Annotated in this window: 15 protein-coding genes and 2 pseudogenes; 9 read left to right on the top strand and 8 right to left on the bottom strand. The window is 73.8% G+C overall.

Annotated elements, in window-relative coordinates:
• Positions 1-57: 57 nt before the first annotated feature.
• Entirely contained in the window at positions 58-1347 is a 1290-nt protein-coding gene (locus tag SZN_RS28345; RefSeq protein ID WP_043733640.1) for a streptophobe family protein, read from the bottom strand.
• 226 nt (positions 1348-1573) lie between these two features.
• Here SZN_RS28345 and SZN_RS28350 point away from each other — a divergent pair, with 226 nt between their 5' ends.
• Together SZN_RS28350 and SZN_RS28355 are read left to right on the top strand one after the other, a co-directional pair.
• On the top strand, positions 1574-2029 hold the full coding sequence (locus SZN_RS28350) for an ATP-binding protein (protein ID WP_007501732.1): 456 nt from the start codon (positions 1574-1576) through the stop codon (positions 2027-2029).
• A gap of 143 nt (positions 2030-2172) precedes the next feature.
• Positions 2173-2634, top strand: coding sequence for a helix-turn-helix domain-containing protein (locus tag SZN_RS28355; RefSeq protein WP_007501734.1), 462 nt, complete (start codon positions 2173-2175; stop codon positions 2632-2634).
• Positions 2635-2650: 16 nt separating this feature from the next.
• On the opposite strand, the gene SZN_RS28360 is transcribed toward SZN_RS28355, so the two are convergent.
• Together SZN_RS28360 and SZN_RS28365 are read right to left on the bottom strand one after the other, a co-directional pair.
• On the bottom strand, positions 2651-3253 hold the full coding sequence (locus SZN_RS28360) for a ClpP family protease (protein WP_007501736.1): 603 nt from the start codon (positions 3251-3253) through the stop codon (positions 2651-2653).
• 1 nt (position 3254) lies between these two features.
• Positions 3255-3893 carry an ATP-dependent Clp protease proteolytic subunit gene (locus SZN_RS28365; protein WP_007501738.1) on the bottom strand — a complete coding sequence of 213 codons (639 nt, stop codon included), beginning with the start codon at positions 3891-3893 and terminating at the stop codon, positions 3255-3257.
• A gap of 207 nt (positions 3894-4100) precedes the next feature.
• Here SZN_RS28365 and SZN_RS28370 point away from each other — a divergent pair, with 207 nt between their 5' ends.
• Positions 4101-4583 carry a VOC family protein gene (locus tag SZN_RS28370; protein WP_007501740.1) on the top strand — a complete coding sequence of 161 codons (483 nt, stop codon included), beginning with the start codon at positions 4101-4103 and terminating at the stop codon, positions 4581-4583.
• Between the two features lie 134 nt (positions 4584-4717).
• Here the strand turns inward: SZN_RS28370 and SZN_RS28375 are convergent, their stop codons facing one another.
• The 3 genes from SZN_RS28375 to SZN_RS28385 all read right to left on the bottom strand — a co-directional run bounded on the left by SZN_RS28375 (position 4718) and on the right by SZN_RS28385 (position 8254).
• On the bottom strand, positions 4718-5602 hold the full coding sequence (locus SZN_RS28375; RefSeq protein ID WP_007501742.1) for a geranyl diphosphate 2-C-methyltransferase: 885 nt from the start codon (positions 5600-5602) through the stop codon (positions 4718-4720).
• Between the two features lie 59 nt (positions 5603-5661).
• Positions 5662-6684 (bottom strand): family 2 encapsulin nanocompartment cargo protein terpene cyclase, encoded by a 1023-nt coding sequence (locus tag SZN_RS28380; protein WP_043733646.1) that lies wholly within the window; start codon positions 6682-6684, stop codon positions 5662-5664.
• Positions 6685-6826: 142 nt separating this feature from the next.
• Positions 6827-8254, bottom strand: a complete 1428-nt coding sequence (locus tag SZN_RS28385; protein ID WP_007501746.1) for a family 2B encapsulin nanocompartment shell protein — start codon at positions 8252-8254, stop codon at positions 6827-6829.
• 508 nt (positions 8255-8762) lie between these two features.
• On the opposite strand from SZN_RS28385, the gene SZN_RS28390 reads away from it, so the two are divergent.
• From SZN_RS28390 to SZN_RS28410, 5 genes are all read left to right on the top strand, one after another.
• Complete coding sequence (locus SZN_RS28390) at positions 8763-9560, top strand: VOC family protein (RefSeq protein WP_007501747.1); 798 nt, start codon at positions 8763-8765, stop codon at positions 9558-9560.
• Positions 9561-9666: 106 nt separating this feature from the next.
• Positions 9667-10362, top strand: coding sequence for a ribonuclease H family protein (locus SZN_RS28395; RefSeq protein WP_043733632.1), 696 nt, complete (start codon positions 9667-9669; stop codon positions 10360-10362).
• A gap of 233 nt (positions 10363-10595) precedes the next feature.
• Positions 10596-11807, top strand: a complete 1212-nt coding sequence (locus SZN_RS28400; RefSeq protein WP_007501751.1) for an FAD-dependent monooxygenase — start codon at positions 10596-10598, stop codon at positions 11805-11807.
• A gap of 87 nt (positions 11808-11894) precedes the next feature.
• Positions 11895-12878 carry an aldo/keto reductase gene (locus SZN_RS28405; RefSeq protein ID WP_007501753.1) on the top strand — a complete coding sequence of 328 codons (984 nt, stop codon included), beginning with the start codon at positions 11895-11897 and terminating at the stop codon, positions 12876-12878.
• Positions 12879-12997: 119 nt separating this feature from the next.
• Positions 12998-13483, top strand: coding sequence for a DUF6328 family protein (locus SZN_RS28410; protein WP_086021463.1), 486 nt, complete (start codon positions 12998-13000; stop codon positions 13481-13483).
• A 48-nt stretch (positions 13484-13531) separates the two neighbouring features.
• On the opposite strand, the pseudogene SZN_RS28415 reads toward SZN_RS28410, so the two are convergent.
• A pseudogene (locus tag SZN_RS28415) lies at positions 13532-14104 on the bottom strand (LLM class oxidoreductase); the annotation flags it as partial.
• Here SZN_RS28415 and SZN_RS28420 point away from each other — a divergent pair.
• Positions 14006-15433 (top strand): serine hydrolase domain-containing protein, encoded by a 1428-nt coding sequence (locus SZN_RS28420; protein WP_007501760.1) that lies wholly within the window; start codon positions 14006-14008, stop codon positions 15431-15433. The pseudogene SZN_RS28415 and the gene SZN_RS28420 sit on opposite strands and share 99 nt — an antisense overlap.
• Positions 15434-15489: 56 nt before the next feature.
• Here the strand turns inward: SZN_RS28420 and SZN_RS41600 are convergent.
• Positions 15490-16176: pseudogene (locus SZN_RS41600) on the bottom strand (photosystem II reaction center PsbP family protein); the annotation flags it as partial.

The following is a 16176-nucleotide window of genomic DNA, read 5'->3' on the forward strand; positions in this document are numbered from 1 at the left end:
GGTCGTGACCCCCGACGCCCCGTCGCACGGGCCGCGCCGGTGCCCGCGCGGGCGGCTTCAGCCGGGGTGCGGCCGGGGCGGGGCCTCGCCCCGGTGGCGCGTCCGGCGGGCCGCCAGCGCGCCGAGGAAGCCGGTGACCAGCCCCCACAGCAGCGCAAGCCCCAGCGCGCTCCCCACCTCGGGCCGCAGGAACAGTTCGCCCCCGAGGCCGCCGCCGAGATCGCCGATACCCAGCACCGACACACCGTAGCGGGCGGAGATCCGGCCGAGCAGGCAGATCATCAGCACCGTCAGCGCCAGCGCGACGGCCAGCCGCACGGCGTGCTGCCAGGGCCGCACCCGGGCCGGTGACCGGCGGGCCGCCACGAAGGCCGCCGCCAGCAGCAGGACGGCGTCGGCGACGACCAGCCACCACCACCGGCCGTCCTGCTCGGCGAGCGTGCCGAGGTTCACCGCGGAGACGTCCCGGCCGCGCAGCACCTCGTCGAGGACCTGCGGCATCGGCAACCCGAACGGTCCCTCCACCCGCCCGTTCCAGGTCGCGCCGAGTCCGATCGTCAGGGCGAGCCACACCAGGTTCGGCAGCCCGAGCAGGATCACCGCGAAGGTCTCGGAGGCGTGCCCGCGCGTCGCGGCCACGACGAGGCCGACGACCACGCCCAGGACGACGCAGGCGAGCAGCAGCGCCACCATCGCGTACGCGGCGGGGCGCACCGACTCCTGGAACCGCAGCAGCCGGCCCGGCAGCGGGGCCCCGCGCGCCACCAGCAGCGCGAGCACCAGCACACCCGCCAGCCACAGCAGACCGGAGAACACCGTGGCCGCGACGTCCGTGGTGAACCCGACCTGCGGCGAGACGCCGAACAGGTCACCGAGGTCGCCGAGCGCGTCCTGCCCGAGGTCGCCCAGCGACAGGGTGAACGTCTGCCGCGCGCTGAACGCCAGCGCCAGCAGGGCGGCCACCCACAGCACGGCGATCCGGACGGCCCAGCCGGCCAGTTCGGCGGCGCCCGCGACCGCCCGGTGGCGCAGCGGCCGAAGGAATCCGGCGGCCACGACCAGGGCACCGGTCAGCGTCACCGACAGCGGGACGACGTCCAGTGCGGCGTCGGACCCGGCCAGCCCGCCCGCGTTCCCCGACAGCTCCACGGTGCCGCCCACCGCGGTCACCAGGGTGGCCGCGACGACCCGGGGGAACGCGCCGGCGGGCAGGTCCGCCGCCCCGGCCGCCCACAGCCCCAGCCCGGCGACCACGGCCATCGCGATCACCCCGGCCAGCACGACGAGGAGGGCCCGCACCCAGCCATGGGCGGCCACGGCCGGACGGGCGGGGGACGCTGCGCTCACCCTGCCCACGCTAAGCAGCACCCCCGGAGCGCGCCCGCCGGGTGGGCCGTCCGCGTCCGCGCGCGGACCGCGCGGAACCGGGGCACGGCGCCTCCCGCGACGCCGCCTCCCCGCCGCCGCGGCTGTGACGTACGACGCGACCTGCGGGGGGACTGCACCGCGCGCCTCTGGGTAAGAGGGCTGGTGCAGCAGCGTCCGGCAGGGTCGGCTTCCGAGAGAGCAACGCATGATCGAGTACGTGGACGGGGCAGTGATTCCGACTGGTTTCGACGTGCCCGTGGAACCGCTACGGCGGGCGGCGCACTACAGCGGTGAGCAGGGATGCATCGCCGAGGCGCGGTCCTTCGCCGCGCTGTTCCTGGAGCGGCTCAGGACCGAGTGGTGCGCCACGATCGCCCAGGCCGTCGAGGACAAGGTCCTCCTCGTCGTCAGCGAGCTGGTCACCAACGCCGACCGGCACAGCAACGGCCCGTACATACTGGACCTGGAGGGCACCGACGACGCGGTCACGGTCAGCGTGTACGACAGCAGCTCCGCCCTGCCCCGCCGCTTCCCCCGGGACCCGGAGCGGATCGGCCGGCACGGTCTGGAGATCGTGCACGCCCTGGCCCGGCACGTCGCCGTGGAACGCGTCCCCGTAGGCAAGCGGGTCCGCGCGGTGCTCATGCTCGCTGACGCCTGACGCCTGACGCCTGACGCCTGACGCCTGACGCCTGACGCCTGACGCCTGACGCCTGACGCCCGACGCCCGTGCGGGGCCGGCGGCCGATTCCCCCCAGAGCGCAACGCGCGGCCCTTCCCGCCCCGCGCTCCTAGGCTGGAACGGTGAGCGAACAAGCGCCGAACGAAGCGCGCGTCATCGCCCTGCGCCCGCCGGCCGCCCGGTCCGCCCCGGCAGGCCGCCCGGCCCCGGCCCCCCGGCCGCAGGCGCCCGGCACACCGCGTGCCTCCCCGCCCCCGGGCCGGGCCCCGGAACCGAGGGAGCCCCTGTGGCGCGACCTCGTCGGAGACGTCCTGCGCCGCGAACGCCTCGCCCAGGAACGCACGTTGAAGGACGTGGCCGACGCCGCCCGGATCTCCATGCCCTATCTCTCGGAGGTGGAGCGCGGCCGCAAGGAAGCCTCCTCGGAGGTCCTCGCGGCCGCCGCCCACGCCCTGGGCCTCGGTCTCGGCGACCTGCTGCGGCGCGCCCAGGGCGACCTCGTCCGCCGCGCCGGACGGCACCGGCCGCACACCGGCCGCGCCGGGAACGGCACCCCGCACGGCGGGCTGTGCCTGGCGGCGTGAGACGCGGTCCGGCGCCTCAGACCCGCGCGAGGCGCCGGCTCACCACCTCGTCCGCCAGCCCGTAGGCCACCGCCTCCCGCGCGGTGAACACCTTGTCGCGGTCCATGTCGGCGCGCAGCGTGGCGACGTCGTGCCCGGTGTGCCGGGCCAGCACCTCCTCGACCTGCGCGCGGATGCGGACCATCTCCCGCGCCTGGAGGGCCAGGTCGGAGACCGTGCCCCGGCTGCCGCCCGCGGCGGGCTGACCGAGCAGCACCCGGGCGTGCTCCAGCACGAACCGGCGCCCCGGGTCCCCGCCGGCCAGCAGGACGGCCGCCGTGGAGGCCGCCTGCCCCACGCAGAACGTGGAGATCGGCGCCTGCACATAGGTCATGGTGTCGTAGATCGCCATGAGCGAGGTGAACGAGCCGCCGGGGGAGTTGAGGTAGATCGCGATCTCGTTCTCCGGCGCGGAGGACTCCAGGTGCAGGAGCTGCGCGATGACGGTGTTGGCGACGCCGTCGTCGATCTCGGTGCCGAGGAAGACGATCCGCTCCGCGAGCAGCCGGCTGAAGACGTCGGAGGAGCGCTCGCCGTGCGCGGTCCGCTCGATGACGTACGGAACCGTGTAGTTGCCCATGTCAGAGCCCCGTCCGTCGCCGCGAGGCGGCCGGGCGGACGTCCGTGAGGGACTCCACGACCCGGTCCACCATGCCGTACTCCCTGGCCTCCTCGGCCGTGAACCAGCGGTCGCGGTCGCCGTCCCGGGAGACGGTCTCCGGGCTCTGGCCGGTGTGCTGCGCGGTGATGCGCTCGATGGTGGTCTTCGTGAACGCCAGGTTCTCCGCCTGGATCTCGATGTCCGCGGTGGTGCCGCCGATCCCCGCGGACGGCTGGTGCATCATGATCCGCGCGTTCGGCAGCGCGTACCGCTTGCCCGCCGTGCCCACGCTGAGCAGGAACTGGCCCATGCTGGCCGCGAAGCCCATGGCGAGGGTGGCGACGTCGTTCGGGATCAGCCGCATCGTGTCGTAGATCGCCAGGCCCGCGTGCACCGATCCGCCCGGACTGTTGATGTACAGCCCGATGTCGGTGCGCGGGTCCTCCGCCGACAGCAGGAGCAACTGGGCGCAGACCCGGTTCGCGGAGGTCTCGGTCACCTCGGTGCCGAGGAACACGATCCGCTGGCCGAGCAGTTGGGCGGCGAGATGGTCGTCGAAGCGGGTCGGCGCGCCGTCGCCCTCCTCGGCACGGGGTGCGCGCAGGGACAGGGGGGTCATCGGGTCTCCGTACGTCGTCGGGTGGTGCGGTCCCCTCCACTGTCGGCGGCGGACGGCGCCCGGAGCGGGTTTCTCTGCCCTGGGCAGATCGGCTCACGGCAGAGGCCGTACGGCCGTCCGGAGTACGCGCGGCGCGGCGGCCGATGAGTTTCGCGGCGAGGATCGGTCGACACAGGAGACAACCGATCCACACCGCAGGAGGTACTCATGGCAGCCGGGGGTTTCACCACGTGTCTCTGGTTCGACGGACAGGCCGAGGAGGCCGCGCACTTCTACGTCTCCGTCTTCGAGGACTCCGGCATCGGCGCCGTGGCCCGCTATCCCGAGGGGGCGATGCAGCCCGCGGGCGGCGTGATGACGGTCGAGTTCACCCTGAACGGCCAGCGGTTCCTGGGGCTGAACGGCGGACCCGAGTTCAAGTTCACCGAGGCGACCTCCTTCATGGTCTTCTGCGAGAACCAGGAGGAGATCGACCACTACTGGGCCAGGCTCACGGAGCAGGGCGGTGAGCCGGGGCCGTGCGGCTGGCTCAAGGACCGGTTCGGGGTGTCCTGGCAGGTCGTGCCGGCCCGGCTCCAGGCGATGGTCACCGACCCGGACCCCGCCGCGGCGGCCCGGGTGACCAAGGCGTTCATGGCGATGGGCAAGTTCGACATCGCCGCCCTGGAGAAGGCCCACGCCGGCGAGTGAACCCGGGGCCGCGACCGGAGCCCGCGCCGCGCGTGCCCGCGGATCCGGTCCCGGGCAGGCGCAGCCGGGCGGGCGGGGGAAGAGGTGCGCCGGCCGCGCAACTCCCGCGCGGCCGACGCCCTCATGACTGCCCGTCAGACCCGGTCGGCCACGATCATCAGATACTGGAAGCTGCCGTTGCGGTACGCGGACAGGAACGTGTCCTCGATGCCCGTCACCAGGTGGTCCGCCTCCCGGCGCAGGTCCCAGTAGGGGACGGCCGCCTCGGTGAGGTCCTCCACGTGCACCGGCACCAGCCGGTTGCGGGCCATGGCGCGGAAGTACTCCGAGCGCGGGTGGATGTCGCAGATGTAGTGCGCGTTGATCAGGGACACCTCACGCGAGGCCCGCCCGTAGGCGTCGTTGTAGCAGCCCGTGATGACGACGTAGCGCCCGCCGCGGCGCAGCAGCCGGGAGTGCTCGGCGAACAGCAGGTCCAGCTCGACGTACATGGTCGACTCGTTGTTCCAGGACGCCGCGTACGCCCCCGTGGGCAGGCCCGTGTCCAGCATGTTGCGGTGGTGGTAGCGCACCTTGCCGTCGATGCCCCGCTTGCGGGCCTGCGCGTTGGCGAAGTCGGCCTGCTTCTGGGAGATGGTGACCCCGTCGGTGTGGCAGCCGTGCCGCAGATGGGCCACCACGCTGCCGCCGCCGCGCCCGCACCCGGCGTCGAACACGCGGTCGTCGGGGGTGAGGGGGCCGAGCCGCTCGGCGAGGAGTTCGGCCTGCGCGTGCTCCAGCCGGTGCAGTTCGGCCGTGAGCCGCTCCCCGCGGACGGCCGGGTCGGACTCGTCGAGCACCGAGCGGTCGGCCTGGCCGATGCCGTAGTGGTGGTGGTACAGGTCGTCGAGCTTGCCGAGTTCGAGGTTGACCGGGTTCTCCTCGGCGTTCCAGTAGTCCGCGACGCGGTTCTGGTACGTGGACTGCGTCGGCACCGATACCGCCGGGGTGGTGGCGCGGGCTTCGGGGGCGATGGTCAACGGTGACTCCTCGTGCTGTTGCTGGTGCGGGTGGTGACGAACTGCCGTGCGATGGTGGTTCACCAGTAGTCGGGCAGGTGGTAGCGGTGGCTGTTGGAGGCGTGCCACTCGTGGTTCCCGGCCACCCAGTCCGACAGGCCCCGGGCGTACCGCTCGGCCAGGGGCGAGGCCGCGGCGAGCAGCGCCGACTCCTCCTCGAAGTCGGCCATGATCCGGTTGTGGATCTCGACGGCCCGCAGATAGGCGGCCTTCAGCCCGCAGCGCTGGTTGCGGGCGATGACCTGCGGCAGGTTCAGATGGTCGGGGTCGGAGGCCAGCTCCTTGGTGAAGGAGTACAGGTCGTTGACGATCGTGGTGGCGTTGCAGGCGAGGGCCGTGACGCGCTGGATCTCGGGGCGGGCGTACAGCGCCTCGGGCAGTTCGTAGCCGTCCACGGCGTCGACGATCGACAGACAGGGACGGAAGTTGTTGAACTGCCGCATCACCAGGTACTCCCAGACCTGGGGCACGTGGCGGGTCTCGCTCCAGGCCGCCTCGGCGAGATAGCCCAGATGCAGCCGGGCCAGGTCGTGCACCAGCCGGTCGGCCTGGCTGGGGGTGGCGACGGCGGCGTAGTCCCCGAGCGCCTCGTGGTACGAGCGCAGCGGCCCGTCCGCCCGCATGCCCTGCGCCCACTGCTCCTGGAACTCCGGCGGGCCGTGGTACGGGTCCAGCGCGGACTGCGCCAGGATCAGACGCCCGCCCAGGCCGCTGCGGGAGGCGCCGCGCCCCTCGTCCTCCTCGCAGTAGCAGCTGTCGACGATGTTCTCCGCGAGCAGCAGCTTCCCGGCCGCGGTCAGGCGCTCCAGGTCGGCCGCGCCGGGATGCTGGAGGACCACGGCCCGGCCGAACTGGAACCGGGAGAAGTCCCCCGACCAGGCCGGCGGGAAGAGAGCGAGGCGGCGGGCCCACTCCTCCAGCCGGCGGTCGATCTCGGCGGCCTTCCCGGGGTCGGCCGGCGCGACCTCGCGGTGGCGCAGCCCCGGGATCGCGCCGCCGCGCCGGGCCCGGACGCTGCGGGCGAGGTTCGGCGGCCCCGGCAGGGACGACGGCGTGGGCGATGACGGCGGGGACGGCGATGACGGCGGGGACGGCGTCTGCGGGGGGCCCGGCAGGGACGGCGGGGGCGGTGGGCCCGGCAGCGCCGGCAGGGACGGGGGCGTGCTCGTCGGGATCTCCACGCGGCTACTCAGGAGTCCGGCCGATCTGCGCGTTCTCCAGGATGCCCACGGCGTCCGGGACCAGGATCGCCAGCGAGTAGTAGGCCGTGACGAGGTAGCGGATGATCGAGTTGGCGTCGATGCCCATGAACCGCACGTTCAGACCGGGCTGGAACTCCTCGGGGATGCCCGTCTGGTACAGGCCCACGGCCCCCTGGTCGCCCTCGCCCGTGCGCAGCGCGATGATGCTCGACGTGTGCTGCGCGCTGATCGGGATCTTGTTGCAGGGGAAGATCGGCACACCCCGCCAGGCCGGGATCTCATGCCCCTGCACGGTCGCCGTGCCGGGGACGAGGCCGCGCCGGTTGCACTGCCGGAAGAACGCCGAGATGGCCTTCGGATGGGCGAGGAACAGCTTGGTCCTGCGCCGCATCGCCAGCAGGTCGTCCATGTCGTCGGGGGTGGGCGGCCCCGAGAAGGTGCTGACGCGCTGGCCGTGGTCGGCGTTGTGCAGCAGTCCGAACTCCCGGTTGTTGACCATCTCCCACTCCTGGCGCTCGCGGATCTCCTCCACGGTCAGCCGGAGTTGCTGCTCGGTCTGGTTCATGGGGTCGTTGAACAGGTCCGCGACCCTCGTGTGCACCCGCAGCACGGTCTGGGTGAGCGACAGCCCGTACTCGCGCGGGGAGAGGTCGTAGTCGACGAAGCCGCCGTCGATGGTCGGTTCGCCGACGTGCCCCGCCTGCACGGGGACGTGGGCCTCGCCCTTGCGGTTCACGGGCAGGCTCTGCCGGGCGCCGAACGCCTCCAGGTGCGCGGCGAGCGAGGGCGCCCGGTCGGTCACCTCGCGCACCACCGACCACGGCAGCGCCAGCACCACGGCGGCGGTCTCGGCGCGCACCGAGCTCAGCCACAGCGGGTCCGCCTGGCCGATCGCCTCGTCGCCCAGCTGGTCGCCGTCGGTGACGACGCCGAGGATCTCCTCCTCGCCGTACTTGCCCCCGGTGAAGCGCGTGAAGCGGCCGTGCACGACGAGATACGCCTCGGTGACGGGCTGCCCGGCCCGCACGAGCACCTGGCCGGCCCGCACGTCCCGCACCCGGAACCGGGACGCGATCTCCTTGAGGACGTCGAGTTCGCCGTAGCCGCGCAGCGCGGGCAGTTCGGTGAGCGTCTGCGGGATGACCCTGATGTCGTCGGCGCCGTTCTGCTCGAACTGCACCCGGCCGCGCCCGACTCTCAGCTGGAGGCGCCGGTTGACCCGGTAGGTTCCGCCCTTGACGTCCACCCACGGCAGCATCCGCAGCAGCCACCGCGAGGAGATGGCCTGCATCTGCGGTTCGGACTTGGTGGTCGTGGCGAGTTGGCGCGCGGCATGCGTGCCGAGACTGGTGAGCGGTCCGTCGATGGCGGGTTCCTCGGTGGCGGTCCCGGCGGTCTCGGGTGCGGACACGAATCCCTCCCTGGAGGGTGTTGCCGAAGTGAGCCGATGAGCGAGCAGCCGATGGCGACGGCAGCCCCTGGGCGTGATGACAGCGGCCCCGGAGACACGGATGTGCCGCACGAGCCGCAGGCACAAGCCAAACAGCGCGTGTGGCGGGGCCGGTACGGCGTGAAGGGGGCGGTTTTGTGAGCCGGGTGGTGCAAACCCCCTCCCGAGGCGCACGGCGCACTGACACGTGTCCTCGCGCCGGTCGCGCTCGCACCGACGGGCGGGCGCACGGGGGCGCGCGACGCCGCGACGATCACTCCGGCGCCGCGAACAGGTGCGCGACCGGGCCGGCGCCCCGTCCTGCCGCCGCGGCTCGGGTGCTCCCCGGAGCGGGTCGCCCTCCTGCCGGCCGGTGCACCCGCCCCGCGGCCCGGGAACGGCACCGTGCCTTCGCCGCGCGCCCCGTGCGGCCGGTGACTAGCGTGAGAGACCGGGACCAGAGCCACCGATCCGGAAGAGGGCCGCAGCCATGGCCGTGACAGCAGCAGGAACCCCCATCTGGGCCGACGCGATGTTCAGCGACCTGGAGGGCGCCAAGACCTTCTACGCCGACGTCCTCGGCTGGACCTTCGCGGAGCCGTCGAGCGAGTTCGGCAACTACACCCAGGCCTACGCCGGCGGAAAGGCCGCCGCCGCGGTCGTTCCGCCGATGCCGGGCCAGGAGGGCCACTCGCAGTGGTGCCTCTACCTCGCCTCCTCCGACATCGCCGCCACCGCCGCCCGGATCCGCGAGCACGGCGGCGAGGTCCTGATGGAACCCATGCAGGTCGGCGAGTTCGGCAGCATGTGCCTGGCCCGCGACCCCGGCGGGGCGGTCTTCGGGGTGTGGCAGCCCGGCACCCACGAGGGCTTCGAGGCACCCGTGGACCAGCCGGGCGCGTACTGCTGGGCCGAGCTCTACACCCGCGAGCCGCAGAAGTCCGACGCCTTCTTCCCGGCCGTCTTCGGCTACAGCGCGCAGCAGATGGACGACGACGGCGTCGACTTCCGGACCTTCTCGGCCGGCGGCGGCATGGTCCTCGGCCGGATGCGGATGACGGAGGACTTCCCGCCCGAGGTCCCCTCCTACATCAACGTGTACTTCACCGTCCCCGACTGCGACGAGGCGGTGGCCCGCGCCGTGAAGCGGGGCGCGGTGCTGCGCTTCGGGCCGATGACCACCCCCTTCGGCCGCTTCGCCGCCGTCAGCGACCCCCAGGGCGCGAACTTCTCCGTGATCGACGTCACCACGACCGAGGGGGACATGCCGAGCACCACCGACGTGTAGTGCCGGGTACGCCGGGAGCGCGCACCGGACGCCGCTCCCCGGCGGGCGGGCACCGCCCGCCGCGGCACCGGTCGGAGCGCGGTCCGCCGGTCCCGCGCCGCATGGCATGATCGGGCACATGCGTGAACGTGTAGTGGCCGCGTGCGACGGGGCTTCCAAGGGGAACCCGGGGCCGGCCGGCTGGGCCTGGGTCGTCTCCGACGCGTCGGAGCTCCCCGCCCGGTGGGAGGCCGGCCCGCTCGGCCGGGCCACCAACAACGTCGCGGAACTCACCGCGCTGGAGCGCCTGCTCGCCGCCACCGACCCCGACGTGCCGCTGGAGATCCGGATGGACTCCCAGTACGCGATGAAGGCGGTCACCACCTGGCTCCCCGGCTGGAAGCGCAACGGCTGGAAGACGTCCGCCGGCAAGCCCGTCGCCAACCAGGACCTGGTCGTGCGCATCGACGGCCTGCTGACCGGCCGCACGGTCGACTTCCGCTACGTTCCCGCCCACCAGGTCGACGGCGACAAGCTGAACGACTTCGCCGACCGCGCGGCGAGCCAGGCGGCCACCGAGCAGGCCGAGGCGGGCAGCGAACTCGGCTCGCCCGAGCCGCCCCCCTCCCCGGACGCCCCGGCGTCGAGGACCCCGCGCCGCAAGCCCGCCACCGCCCGCGCGGGCGGTGGCGGCTCCACGCGCACCCTCAAGGCGAAGTTCCCCGGCCGGTGCCAGTGCGGCCGCGGCTACGCGGCGGGCGAGTCCATCGCCAAGAACCCCCAGGGCTGGGGCCACCCGGAGTGCCGCACCACCGACGCCTGACCCGCGGCGCACCCCCCGCCGAGCCCGACCCCCCGCCGAGCCCGTCGGGCCCTGACGAACGTGCGGGCCGCCGCGCGAAACCTCGGCGCGGCGGCCCTGGCGTGTGCTGCCCCGGTCGTCCCGCCCCGTCCGGCGGGAGCGGCGCGGTTCGCGGTGCCGCTGCATCGCACGCCTGCCCTGCTACCCTGCGGAACCGAAATGGGTGAAATGGTCGCTATGTCGAGTTTCTAGGGGTGCGTGTGAAGGTCGCCTGCGTCGGCGGCGGACCCGCCGGTCTGTATCTCTCGATCCTGCTCAAGCTGCGGGACCCGTCCCACGACGTCACCGTCCACGAGCGCAACCCGGAGGGCTCCACGTACGGCTGGGGCGTCACCTACTGGCGCGGGTTCCTCGACCGGCTGCGCGCGCACGACCCCGAGACGGCCCGCGCCATCGAGGCGAACTCGGTCGGCTGGAGCGAAGGGATCGCCCGTGTCGGCGAGCTGACGGCACGTCAGCCCGGCGACGAGGGGCGCGGCATCGGCCGCCACCGCCTGCTGGAGATCCTGGCCGACCGGGCCCGATCGCTGGGCGTGCGCCTGGAGTTCGCGCACGAGATCACCCCCGGCGGCCTGCCCGACGCCGACCTGGTCGTGGCGGGCGACGGCGTCCACAGCGCCCTGCGCGACCGCCACGCGGCCCACTTCGGCACCCGGATCGTGCCCGGCCGCAACCGCTACCTCTGGCTCGGCACGGACGCCTCCTTCGACGCCTTCACCTTCGCCTTCGCCGAGACCGACCACGGCTGGATCTGGTTCTACGGCTACGGATTCGCACCCGGCGCGGGCACCTGCGTCGTCGAATGCGCCCCCGAGACCTGGCGGGGCCTCGGACTCGACACGGCAGGCGAGGAGGACGGGCAGGCCCTGCTGGAGAAGATCTTCGCCGACGTCCTGGACGGCCACCGGCTCGTCGGCCGCCCGTCCGCCGGGGCGGGCGCCCAGTGGCTCACCTTCCGCACCCTCACCAACCGCACCTGGCACCGCGGCAACCTCGTCCTCCTCGGCGACGCGGCCCACACCACCCACTACTCCGTCGGCGCCGGCACCACCCTCGCCCTGGAGGACGCCATCGCGCTCGCGGCGGCCCTGCACGAGGAGCCCGCCCTCCCGCGGGCCCTCGCGCGCTACGAGCACGAGCGCAAGCAGGCCCTGCTGTCCGTGCAGAGCGCGGCCCGGCACAGCGCCCGCTGGTACGAGGACCTGCCCCGCTACATCCACCTCCCCCCGGAGCAGATGTTCGCGCTGCTGGGCCAGCGCCACTCGCCCCTGCTGCCCCACGTCCCGCCCCGGCTGTACCACCGCCTCGACCGGGCCGTGGGCCGGCTCGACACGCTGCGCAGGCTCAAGCGCCGGCTCGGGCCGATGGTGGCGCGCACCTTGCAGGCCAGGGCCTCGCGCCCCTGACCGCCCGGCGCGGCAACCGCTTGCGCGGACGCGGGCCGGGCCGGGGCCCGCTCCGCGCGAGCCGATCACGGGTGACACACTGACGCCATGGACGAGCGAGAATTCGGCAGGTCGGGTCAGCGCGCATCGGTCATCGGCCTCGGCACATGGCAGCTGGGCGCCGACTGGGGGGACGTCGACGACAGGGAAGCCCTTGCCGTGCTGGAGGCGGCGGCCGAGTCGGGAGTGACCTTCTTCGACACCGCCGACGTCTACGGCGACGGGCGCAGCGAGCAGACCATCGCCGCCTTCCTGCGGGCCCGGCCCGACCTGGACGTCCTCGTGGCGACCAAGATGGGCCGCCGCGCCGAGCAGCTCCCCGAGAACTACGTCCTCGACAACTTCCGTACCTGGAACGACCGTTCGCGGCGCAATCTCGGCGTGGACCGCATCGACCTGGTCCAGCTGCACTGCCCGCCGACGCCCGTCTACTCCACCGACGAGGTCTTCGACGCCCTGGACACCCTCGTCCAGGAGGAGCGCATCGCGCGCTACGGCGTCAGCGTGGAGACCTGCGCGGAGGCGCTGACCGCCATCGCCCGGCCGGGCGTCACCAGCGTGCAGATCATCCTCAACCCGTTCCGCATGAAGCCCCTGCTGGAGGTGGTGCCCGCGGCCCGCGCGGCCGGCGTCGGCATCATCGCCCGGGTGCCGCTGGCCTCCGGGCTGCTGTCGGGCAGGTACACCAAGGACACCGTCTTCGCCGCCGACGACCACCGCACGTACAACCGGCACGGCGAGGCGTTCGACCAGGGCGAGACGTTCTCCGGGGTCGACTTCGCCTCCGGCGTCGAGGCGGCGGCCGAGTTCGCCGCCCTGGCCCCGGAGGGCTTCACCCCCGCCCAGCTCGCGCTGCGCTGGATCATCGGGCAGCCGGGCGTCACGTCCGTGATCCCGGGCGCCCGTTCGCCGGAGCAGGCCCGCGCGAACGCCGCCGCCGCCGAACTGCCCGAGCTGTCCGGTGCCGCCCTCGCCGCCGTACGGGACCTGTACGACCGGCGGATCAAGGACCAGGTCGAAAGCCGCTGGTAGGCGCCCGGCGGACCGTCCCCCCGTCCTTCACCCACGGCACGCACAGAACACACGTTCTGGGGTACGCGGGGGTGGGAGGACCGACCTCTCACCGAACTCGGGAGGACGTGGTGACGGACATGGACGACGGGCGGGCCGGGCGAAGAGGCCGCGACGAGACCCCGGAGGAGCGGGCCGACCGGATGTGGGTCGAGCTCCTCCAGGAGGTCCGCGTGGCCCAGATGGGCGTGCAGATCCTCTTCGGGTTCCTGCTCACCGTCGTGTTCACCTCGAAGTACGACGACCTGACGGCCACGGACCGCACGATCTACATCGTGACCGTGATCGTGGGCGCGGCGGCGACCGGCGCCCTGATCGGCCCCGTCTCCCTGCACCGGCTGGTGTCGGGGCGGCGCATCAAGCCGCAGGCGGTGGAGTGGGCGTCCCGGCTGACCCTCGTCGGGCTGATCCTGCTCCTGGTGACCATGGCGTCCTCGCTGCTGCTGATCCTGCGGGTCGCCACCCATGACGACTACGTGCCCTGGATCGTCGCGGGCATCGTCGTCTGGTACGTCGTGTGCTGGTTCCTGCTGCCGCTGTGGACCCGCCGCCGCTACACGGAGTGAGTGCCGGACGGCGGGCGGCCGCGGGCCGGGGGCGCCCGCCGCCCGCCGTCAGCCGAAGGCGTCCCGCAGCGCGGGCAGCAGTGCCGTCCGGGCCCGTTCGAGAGAGGCGGGCTGCCGCGCGCCGCCGATCTGGACGAGGGCGACCTCGGTGAAATCGGCCTCCGCGTACGGGCGGACGGCCTCGACGAACGCGTCGGGGTCGTCGCCGCACGGGATCGACGCGGCCACGTCGTCCTCGGTGACGAACCGCGTCGCCGCCTCGAACGCGTCCGGGTGCGGCAGCTCGGAGTTGACCTTCCAGCCGCCGCCGAACCAGCGGAACTGCTCATGGGCGCGCCTGACGGCAGCGTCCCGGTCGGCGTCGTGGCACACCGGCAACTGCCCCACCCGGGGCTTGCCCTCGCCCCCGTGCCGGTCGAAGGCCGCCAGCAGCTCGGGCTTCGGCTCCGTGGCGATCACCAACGGGTGGTGGCGGACGGCCGGGCATGTCACGCGCGGGGCGCCGCGGGGGAGGATGTCCCCATGTCCGCCCGCAGCCTGCCCACGAGCACCCCCGCCGACCAGGGCGTCGACGCCCGCGCCGTCCTCGCGTTCCTCGACGCGGTCGACGCCGCCCCCGACATCGACCCGCACAGCCTGATGATCCTGCGCCACGGCCGCCTCGTCGCCTGCGGATGGTGGGCGCCGTACACCCCGCCGCGGCCGCAGCTGCTCTACTCGATCAGCAAGAACTTCACCGCGGCCGCCGCCGGGATCGCGGCCGGCGAGGGGCTGATACGGCTCGACGACCCCGTGCTCTCCTACTTCCCCGAACTCGACGCCGACGTCACCGATCCGCGCAGCCGCGCGATCCTCGTGCGGCACGCGGCCTCCATGGCCACCGGCCACGACACCGACGCCTTCCCCGCCGCGCTCGCCCGGGACCGCGACGACCTCGTACGCGGCTTCCTGCTGGTGCCCCCGCCGCACGACCCCGGGACCGTCTTCGCGTACAACCAGGCCGCCACCTTCACGCTGTCCGCGCTCGTGCAGCGTGTCAGCGGGCAGTCGCTGACGGACTATCTCCGGCCGCGCCTGCTGGACCCCCTCGGCATCGGGGAGTTCGCCTGGCAGCGCGACCGCGGCGGTCGGGAGCTCGGTTTCAGCGGACTGCACGCCACCACCGACGCGATGGCCCGGCTCGGCCAGCTCCATCTGTCCGGCGGAATCTGGGAGGGCGAGCGGCTGCTGCCGCGGTGGTGGGTCGAGGAGGCCACCCGCCCCCAGATCTCCGGCGCCGCGAGCATGCCGGGGCCGGACTGGCAGCGCGGGTACGGATTCACCTTCTGGATGTCCCGCCACGGTTACCGCGGCGACGGCGCGTTCGGCCAGTTCTGCGTCGTCCTGCCCGAGCACGACGCCGTGATCGCGACGACCGCCGACACCTGGGAGATGCAGGCCCTGCTGGAGCTGGTCTGGGAGCACCTGCTGCCCGCGTTCGGCTCCGCGCCGCCGGCCGGCGCCGGCGGGGCCGACGCGGCACTGGCCCGGCGGCTCGCGGGCCTGACGCTGCCCCCGGCACCGGGCGATCCGGCCCCGCCCGGCCGCGGCGAGGAGTGGACCGGCTCCTTCACCCCCGCCGGCGGTTCCTGCGCGGCACTGCCGAAGGTCGGCGCCCTCGCTCTCGCGAAGCGTGCGGACGGCTGGGAGCTGACGCTCACCGAGGAGGGCGAACCGCTGCGCGCCCGGCTCGGCGGCCCCGGCTGGACCGTCACCGAGGGTCCCGTGCCCACCGCGGTCAGCGGCGGCTGGAGCGACGCCGACACCCTCGTGGTGGACATCGCCTTCCTGGAGACGCCCCACCACGCGGAGGTGACCTGCTCGCTGACGACCCGTACGTTCACGGCCCGTTGGCGCACCGAGCCGCTGCACGGCCTGCGCCTGCGCTCGATGCGCGCCCCTCGCGCCTAGGGCTGTGGCCGGGAGGGTTTGCCGGTGAACCCTCCCGGTCACCGCACTGGCCGCGGTCAGCTCCGCGGCACCCGCAGCGTCCGCAGGAGGACGTCCAGCGCCCGGCGGTTCGCGGCGTCGTCCCAGTCGTCCGCCGGGGCCGTCCAGCGCAGGGAGTAGCCGCGGCCGCCCCCGACGAGGAAGCCGCGGCCGAAGGTCCGCAGCCGTACGCCGTCCCCGGCGGACAGCCACTCCATGTCCGCGGCCCGGTACCCCTGGTACGTGGTCGCCCCGATGTCGCCGATCCGCTCGAACCCGCTCACCCGCGCCAGGCCGGGCTGCACGTCGTCGCGCCAGACGGCCACCGGATCGCGGTCGAGGCGCTCGCTGTAGGTGAGGGCGAGGCTGCGGGGATCGTCGTCCGCGCCGAAGAAGACGCGGTAGGCGGCGTCCGGGGCGCGCCGGGTGCGCACCGGTTCCCAGCCCTGCGGCAGGGCCAGCGAGAACCCCTCGGGCGAGGTGTACGTCCGGAATCCGGCAGGCAGGGAAGGCGACGAGGGTGCCGCGGGCGCGGCGGGGGAGGAGGGCGACGAGGGGGAAGCCGTGGGTGCCCCCGGCTCGGGGGCCCGCGCGGTCGGGGACGGGGGCGGCGGCGGAGCGGGCGCCTGCGCCGCGGGGGCGCCCGCGGACGACGGGGGGCGCTCCGGTGTCGTGTCCGCCGCCGCCGGACCCGCCTCGTCCGAGCGGCCGTTGGCCGAGACGAG

The sequence above is a fragment of the Streptomyces zinciresistens K42 genome, from assembly GCF_000225525.1.
Classification (GTDB): Bacteria; Actinomycetota; Actinomycetes; order Streptomycetales; family Streptomycetaceae; genus Streptomyces; species Streptomyces zinciresistens.